The 7,519-nt window shown below is 55.4% G+C and carries 8 protein-coding genes; 7 read left to right on the top strand and 1 reads right to left on the bottom strand.

Annotated elements, in window-relative coordinates:
- From QT222_RS10405 to QT222_RS10375, 7 genes are all read left to right on the top strand, one after another.
- Positions 1–315: PD-(D/E)XK family putative nuclease (locus QT222_RS10405; RefSeq protein ID WP_491477125.1), on the top strand; the 315-nt coding region annotated here is incomplete at its 5' end.
- Positions 312–659, top strand: a complete 348-nt coding sequence (locus QT222_RS10400) for a hypothetical protein (RefSeq protein ID WP_491477124.1) — start codon at positions 312–314, stop codon at positions 657–659. The genes QT222_RS10405 and QT222_RS10400, both read left to right, overlap by 4 nt.
- Positions 660–868: 209 nt before the next feature.
- Entirely contained in the window at positions 869–2,986 is a 2,118-nt protein-coding gene (locus QT222_RS10395) for a DUF7845 domain-containing protein (protein ID WP_491477123.1), read from the top strand.
- Positions 2,987–3,552: 566 nt separating this feature from the next.
- Entirely contained in the window at positions 3,553–4,014 is a 462-nt protein-coding gene (locus QT222_RS10390) for a hypothetical protein (RefSeq protein WP_491477122.1), read from the top strand.
- A 496-nt stretch (positions 4,015–4,510) separates the two neighbouring features.
- Positions 4,511–4,768, top strand: coding sequence for a hypothetical protein (locus tag QT222_RS10385; protein WP_491477121.1), 258 nt, complete (start codon positions 4,511–4,513; stop codon positions 4,766–4,768).
- 185 nt (positions 4,769–4,953) lie between these two features.
- Entirely contained in the window at positions 4,954–5,565 is a 612-nt protein-coding gene (locus tag QT222_RS10380; RefSeq protein ID WP_491477120.1) for a site-specific integrase, read from the top strand.
- Between the two features lie 58 nt (positions 5,566–5,623).
- Positions 5,624–6,151 (top strand): hypothetical protein, encoded by a 528-nt coding sequence (locus tag QT222_RS10375; protein WP_491477119.1) that lies wholly within the window; start codon positions 5,624–5,626, stop codon positions 6,149–6,151.
- 149 nt (positions 6,152–6,300) lie between these two features.
- On the opposite strand, the gene QT222_RS10370 is transcribed toward QT222_RS10375, so the two are convergent.
- Positions 6,301–7,509, bottom strand: a complete 1,209-nt coding sequence (locus QT222_RS10370) for an AlbA family DNA-binding domain-containing protein (protein ID WP_491477118.1) — start codon at positions 7,507–7,509, stop codon at positions 6,301–6,303.
- Positions 7,510–7,519 lie beyond the last annotated feature (10 nt).

The following is a 7,519-nucleotide window of genomic DNA, read 5'->3' as shown; positions in this document are numbered from 1 at the left end:
GTCGGCATCTGTCTCCTCGAACCCGGGACTGTCGTCGAAATCAAGAGCGCGATGGTCGTCTACGGCGAAGCGCAGCGCCGCGGACGGTTCCTTCTCCGACGGAGCCAACACGAGCACCTCCTCGAGGAGGGCGGTGTCTACCTCTTCGCCGTCTGTGCACCGACTCCTGCGCGTGACATCATCGCCGCGAAGATCGTCCCGGCGAGCCTCGTCGATGAATTCGACTTCTCGTGGGTCTCCCGCGAAACGCGGTCGGACTACGCCCAGATCACCTGGACGCAGGTCTTCGCGCCGAAGGAGGTCGAAGGCCAGTGAGTGTTCGTGGAACCTACTTCACGGCGCTCGCGAACAACGAGGTCGTTCCCGGAGGCCGGGATCGTGTCTTCGCCATCGTACGAGACGTTCCTGAGTGGGCCGAAGACCTCATCGACCGTTCTGTCCCGCACCTCGCACCACCAGAGTCTCTGGAAACCGCTCGTCGTCGGGTCGAAGAAGCCGCTGCGAAAGACGACGATGTTGAGGACGCACTCGCTGTCTCCTGGCACTCGACCGACTACGAGGCACGCTTCCAGACTTACCTTCAGTCGTCCGGCGCTCGCCAAGTCCTCTCGAAAGTCCAGTCCGATGCCGAGGAGACAGCCGTCTGGCTCGTCTCGTAGCGTGCAGACGACCGCTACGACCATCGGCGTATCGTCCTCGCCGAACTCCGTCAGCGGACGCAGGACGGCCCATGCGAGGAAGGACAGCACCGATGGCATCGAGGCTCTGTCGTTGGTGTCTCTGTCTGCGACATCTGCAGTTACTCCTCGCAGTCTCTCACCGACTGGTTTGGACAGGATGTTCGCATCGCCTACGGAGGTGACCGGCGGTGAGCGACGACGCACCTGGAGAGATCGTCGCGGAGTTCTCGGTCCTCGACGAGGCGACCGCCGTCACGTCGGACGAAGACGACACCGTCGAGTCCGCAGTTGAAGGCGAGTACGTTCCGGACCACCTTGACGAAGACGTCCAGGAGGAACGCGACCGCGTCGAGTTCGAACTGCCCGAGTACGTCGCGGCATGCCGCTACTGCCAGACGACGTTCGAAACCGAAGAAGCCGCACTCGAACACGAGTGGACGTGTGACCTCGAACCGACTGGTGAGTGTCGATTCTGCGGTGGGACTCACATTCGGAAGGACGTTCGCGAGGATCACTTCTACTCGTGCGCGGAGGCAGAGATGCACGAGCGTCGTCAGAAGCGTGGCGTACGCGCTCGGACGATGCGCGGGCAAGACTCGAAGACAGCCGTTTCAGGTCTTCGGAAGTTCCTCTTGCCGCAACCGCACGAGTTCGCGGCGTACCTCAAGTGGGATAAGTCGCTGAAAACCTACTTCGGACTCGTCTCACTCTACAAAATGCACGATTTCGAGGAGCACGGCAACTTACGTGCCGGTCTCGAATACGGTGGTGAAGAGTGGACTATCGAGTTCGGTTACGCCGATAATCCCGGTCTCGCGGTCCCCGACGACGATACTGACCTCGGGCCATACGACTGGCGGCTCGAAGACGTCCCCGAGTTCCTCGTTCGAGTCTATCCCGCAAGCTACGGCTCCTGGACGGCCGCGAAAGACGACAACCGAAAACGTGCGTACTTCCGAGTCCGTCCGCGCTGGCCCGGTGTCGAGTCGAAAAGCGGGAAGTCGATTCCGAACCCGCACGGCATTCTCGGGGTGGACGTCGAAACTCGCGGGAGCTACTTCGAATTCACAGATTACCCGAGCCTACTCTACCACGCCCTCGCCGAACTGCGAGAGCGGCAAAGCGCCTTTGGATGGAACTCATTCACCGAGATCAACGCAGAGTTGTGCCACCCCGAGAACCTCCACGACTCGTCGAACATCACCGACGCGGAGCTGTACGTCCGCGCGAAGAAGGGCGAGACCGGCAAGGTGTTCGCTATCGACGGGACACTTCACCGGATTTCGTTACTGTTGAGCCGTGAGCGGAGCGGCTACGCAAAGAGTGTTCGAGATGATACGGGATGCGAAGGGTACTACCACACGGCGACGATCTGCGCGATGCGCGCCGCCGAGGTCGTCGGTGGACACGAACTCCCGAAGGAGTTCAAACACTACCACGTCCGCAACCCCGACGCCGTCGAAGGGACTCCTTTGGAGAACCCGAAAATCGGTGTCTCCTATCAGAACTCACTGTACGACGATGTCCTCCGATTCAAGGACGTCGAGAGCCTCTACAAGGAACTCGAAGAAGGACTCTTGAACGTCCTGAACTGGTCAGACCTGCCAGTGACGCCGGACCACCAGAAGTACGTCGCGGATGACTACTTCGCCGTCGACGGCGAGGCGCGGATGGTCAAAGTCATCGACAACCCGCTGCCGCGTATCGCCCAGCAGCAGGACGACGAGGTTCGACTGTTCGCCGCTGCGAATAACCTCTACGAGACGGACGTGAACCTCGTTGATGAACTGGTGACCGACGGCGGGCAGATCTCACCGGCGGACCTCGCCGAACGGATCGGCGTCCATATAGACACCGTGTATCGCGCACTGAAGCGACTCGGCGACCTGGTGCTCCACGAGTACGGCCACGTCGAACTCGCGTCGAAGCACATCGCCGAGGGGATCGTCGAACATATCGAGTCTGCTCGGCGTTCGGTCTCCGCGACGCTCGAGGAAGCGACGGAGGATATCATCCGGGCAGACACCTACGGCGATGGTGACGGTCCTTGGGAACGCTGGCTGCGCAACTACGTCCGTGGTCGTTCCGATGATCGCGACGACGGTCGCGAGCGTCTCGAGCTTGCACCGCAGGTGACGCGCCAAGAGGTCAAGCGTATCCTTCGGACTGGCGCTGCGAAGTGGGCAGAGGTGACTGGGAACGACTGGAAGCAGTTCGCCCGCGAGTTCGCTGTTGTCGGTGAGGCCTACGACACCTCCGCTCCGTTGACGTACAGCTTCGGTGAACTCCGTCAGCTCGTCGGCTGACGTTCTGTTTGCTGAGTGGCGACACTATCCTTCCAGTGTAGAAGCGGCTTCTTTTGCAGGTTTTTCAGGCGCGTAGCGGGTGCAATTTTCTGGACGTCGTCTCGACCGCCCAGCGACCGCCACCGCCGTCACTTCGAATCCGGGGGGTCCCCCCTGATTCTCCGTTAGATGTGTGGCTAAAGAGCCACACTCCAAGATTACTTCAGCCACCTTCGGTGGCTTCAGATGAAACACTTGAAGCAGGGGTCGCCGCGCCTACTCGGCGCGGCTTGCCGTGCGCGAAAAATTAGAGACGAACGTTCGGAAGTTGACTCCGAGCATGTCACCCGTGATCAGCACTGAGTTCCTCGTTTCCCTCGCTTCTCGTCTAGGCTACCATGATTCCGAGTGTGAACGCAGTCAATAGGAGGGCTAGGAGACCGATGACGATCATTAACTGCTCTTCGTTGCTCATTGCTCATCGATTTTGCTTGGTCTCACTTAACTCTAGGTCCCAAATAGGGATATAGAGGTTTAATATCCCAAACAGGGATACAATTATAGGAGTGCAGGACACAGTCTTGTATATGACGAATCGAAAAAACGTCAAAATCTCAGAGAGTGTTCACGCAAAACTCGCCGAAGAGAAATATGATCGCGAAACATGGGATCAATTCCTTCTCCGGCTTGCCGATGAGAAAGCACTGCCAGAAGGGACTTACGAGGAAGCCAATCTTCGCTTCAACGAGTGTCTGAACAACAACGTTGGTGTGAGTGTGGACTTGTTGGTAGAAGTAGGGACTGGCCCAGATGGCTGGTCTATCGAAGCGAAACGTGTTCTAGAGACTGGGTATCACGTTAATGACCGAGGTGGTCGGGCTCGGATAGCAGAAGCGCTGGAAAATGGAGATCGAATCTCGTTATTTGTTGGAGAGGGTAACGAGGAATTCACAGTAAGTCCTGATCTCACCTGGAGAGAGGATGATCTTGGGAATCCAATTGTTGCTGATGTCGAGTTACACGATATAGAACGAGAGGAAGACAACTAATTGCGGTAATTGCACTGTTACAGATGATTCGCGGGTGAGTCGGGACGAACCAATCTAGTGGAAGCCGATACTGTCTCTCTGTCCCTGTGCGTGAACGCTCTTCATCGGCCAGAGTGGGCGAATCGGTCTCTGTTCACTAGTAGGACATCGTGTGCGAGTTAGACGAAGAGTAGGCACTCGGGAGAGGTATCTTTAGAAAAGCGTCATAGGCGTGGATACGCCCGTAGACGCCTCCGTGTAACAGCATCTGGAGTTTGGCGTTCCATGGTAATAACCGCTGTGCGAATTATATTTAATCCGTAAATATCAAATATCCGATATATTTATAGGGGTAGGAGTATTACGAGTAAGTGGAGGCAGGACGCCTCCGTGTAACAGAATGACCGACGAAAAACTCGAACGCGCGCTGATGACGGTGAAAATCGTCTTCTTCGCGCTTGGCTCGGTTGTTTCGCTGATGAAAATCCTCGGCTTCTAAAGCTGAGGACGACATTTATTGGCGAGAAAGTCGGTCCGGCTATCGGCGGCCGAAAACGCCGAGACAGCAATGAGCAACATCACACACACCGTCCGCGGGGCAAGCGACATTGTAATGGCTGCGTTCGCAGTCTACGTGCTGTTCGGCCAAGATTGGCTGATGAACCGCGGATACGGGATAACGTCGGATGCTCTCGGCATCGTCCTGATACTCCTCTCAGGGATTATCATCGCGACTGATGTCCGTGAGTGGGTCGCACAGCGTCAAGAACAGTAACTCGAATCTGGTCTTTTCCTTCGCTCTGGTTCTCTCACCCTGAATGTGGGTTTCGTGTTTGTAAAGAAACACGCAACCGCACCGAAGACCACCGACTCAAACACTCGAAAAGCGCCGGCTCAGACGAGCCACCAAACCCGCCCGATGACTTATCTTGCACGCTTGTCTAGAAAATCGTGAAACCCATGCGAACCGAACGGAACAAAGACGGCACCTGGAACGTCTGGATGAATCGCGCCGAGTATCGCGAACTCCCACGACAAGCACACTCTGACCTCGCAGAGATTGCGCTGAGGCTGATGGGAGACAGTGGCCTTCGCGTTGCCGAGGTTCTCGACGTCACGCCCAACGACATCTCACGCCGCACCGACGGCCGACACTACAAGCTCGAAGTTAGACGTGGAAAAGACACCACCGGCGAGCACGCACACGGGAAGCAACGTGAGACGTGGCTCCCTATCGACCTCGAGGCGAGAATCAATCGCTACGTCCAGGACGACCACAACGGCATCGGCCCGAACAACCCTATTGTCCAACGCTCGAAGCGAACCCTTCAGGGCTGGGTCGACCGTGCCGCCGACGCCGCAGCGGACGCGACCGGCGACGACGACTACCGGCGAGTGTCCAGTCACGATCTGCGCCGCTGCTGGGCGCATCATCTTCTCGTCGAGGAAGGAGTCTCGCCTCGAATCGTGATGGCACTCGGTGGGTGGAGTTCCTACGACGCTATCGAGCCCTACCTCGCCGCACCGTCAGAAGAGAACATCATTAGGTCAATGAGCGGGGTCTCACTCTGAGTTCCGGAAGTAACCTGTCCTCCCAAGCTCTATGATGTTACCACATTTCGTTCTGGGTATGGAATACATTGTTTTTCTCCAACCCGCAACCATCTTACAAAGTATTGAGTCAGTGATAGCGCATCCACTGTTTCCCGTAGTTACACCATTTCTTACTGTCATTCTGAGCGGTTACATCTCCCTACGGGTCTCTCGTCGAGTTTCGAGAGTGCAGATCCAGAAGAAGTACCAAACCAAGAACAAACGTGAAAGAAGGGACTGGTATAAAGACGCAAGCGCCCTTGCTGAACTGACAGAGGATGACTGGTGGGAGGTGATGAGCAGTTCAGAATCTCCGCGTGAGATTAATGGAGCAGAGGTTTTCACTAAGCGAAGAGACGAAATAAGACATCACGCTGCAGTTGGAAATACGATAAATGTCTCTGACGAAGTAGTTGAAAACTTAGAACAAGTCTCGTCTGACTTAGCCTACGCGGAGACTGTGTTGAACTCGGGTGAGAAACTCGCCGGTATAGAGAAGGAACTGCTACCGGTCTTGGACTCAATTAAGACACGATCTCAATCTAAGATCGACTCTCTTTCGTAAACTTCCGGAATTAGCCTATTCTCGGAAGTCTCTAATCCGGCCACGTTTATCATGTCACTATCATGAACATCGTACTGAATACAGAGCGCGAGTTGGCCATACTGACTAGTGTTCGGGTTGTTCAGGCTGAATAGTAGATCCAAGTTTCTCTAAGGTTCCTCGTAAGTGTCGAACGGATCACCAAGCTCGCCGAACGCGTGCCAGATGTGCTGCATGAACTTTTTCGTCACCTCCTCAAAAATCATATCGTAGGATTCTAGAGCTACAACCGGTAACGTAGCAATCTCTCTATCCAGTTTCTTTGAGTCTCGACTCTTATCTGAAGTGGTGACAAATCCTTCCGCATCGACGAAGGTCAGATAGAGAAAGATAGGCGGTGAGACATCGCGCTCTGCTAAGAATCCAGTATAGTCCGGCAACCGGTCATGGAGGATTTCATAAAGCGTCCGGAAACCGATCTTATCCTCCTCAGAAAAATAACTCCTGAAGTGGAATGAGTGAACGGCCTCGATACGACCGTCGTTGAATATCTGAACGTATTCCGACTGTGGTTCCTCTTCTTCTGAGGCCCTACGGAAGTTACCAATATCCTGCGAGTTCACAATCCCATCAACATTCCGACGAGCGTTTGAATGGATTTGACCACCACGATTCCGGTGAAATAGTGGCAATCCACTGAACGCATCCCTACCATCCGAACTGATATCAACCTCTGACCGCAGGTTGAACGCGGTCGCCGGGATTACGTGCAGCACCATGCACGGCCCTGGTTCGAATGGAGCCGGTGTATCTCCGCTACGGATCTTGGCAATCCGCTCTGCCAGAAAGTCCTCCACCTCCTCGCGAAGACTATACTGCTCAATGAACTTCTCTCGGAGCTGTCCAGCGTCGAATTGGTATTTCCCGGCAGAGTTTCGTCCGTAGAACGGTTTCTTCGAACCAAGTGTAACTCGGTGCGGTGAGACCGTGCTGGCCTGGACACGGACTATAGCTACGAATCCGTTTCCGTCAGGGTTGGTTAGTGTCCGTATCTCGTGAGTTCGTAGACGTGGATCAGTACTGGTGCGGATCAAGCTCTCCCACATCAACTTGTATTGGTCGCGGTCGTGGTCGGTGATCCACCAGAGTTTGGCGTCGTCTTTCCCGTCGACATCTTCAGGATCAGGAACTCCGATGATTAGGTCCCCGCCAGTTGTGTTAGCAAAAGAGGTGACTTCGGCCAAAAATTTCTCTTTGTGGCCTTTGTTCTGTGGATCAAGCTGGCGTTTGAATTCGATTCCCTGTTTCTCCGGTGTGCCGGTCTCCACTAGTCGCTCGAGGTCTTCAACTGTGAGGTCGTCAAGTCTAGGAGGAAGCATACTTCACTAG

This window comes from Haloferax sp. s1, assembly GCF_058382125.1.
Note: the sequence above shows the minus strand (reverse complement) of the source record. Positions and strands in the feature narration are given on the sequence as shown.

Bases quoted from the DNA above. Each gene is read 5' to 3' on its own strand.
- QT222_RS10390 (WP_491477122.1), top strand. From the start codon at position 3,553: ATGACGAATCGAAAAAACGTCAAAATCTCAGAGAGTGTTCACGCAAAA.
- QT222_RS10380 (WP_491477120.1), top strand. From the start codon at position 4,954: ATGCGAACCGAACGGAACAAAGACGGCACCTGGAACGTCTGGATGAAT.
- QT222_RS10375 (WP_491477119.1), top strand. From the start codon at position 5,624: ATGGAATACATTGTTTTTCTCCAACCCGCAACCATCTTACAAAGTATT.
- QT222_RS10370 (WP_491477118.1), bottom strand. From the start codon at position 7,509: ATGCTTCCTCCTAGACTTGACGACCTCACAGTTGAAGACCTCGAGCGA.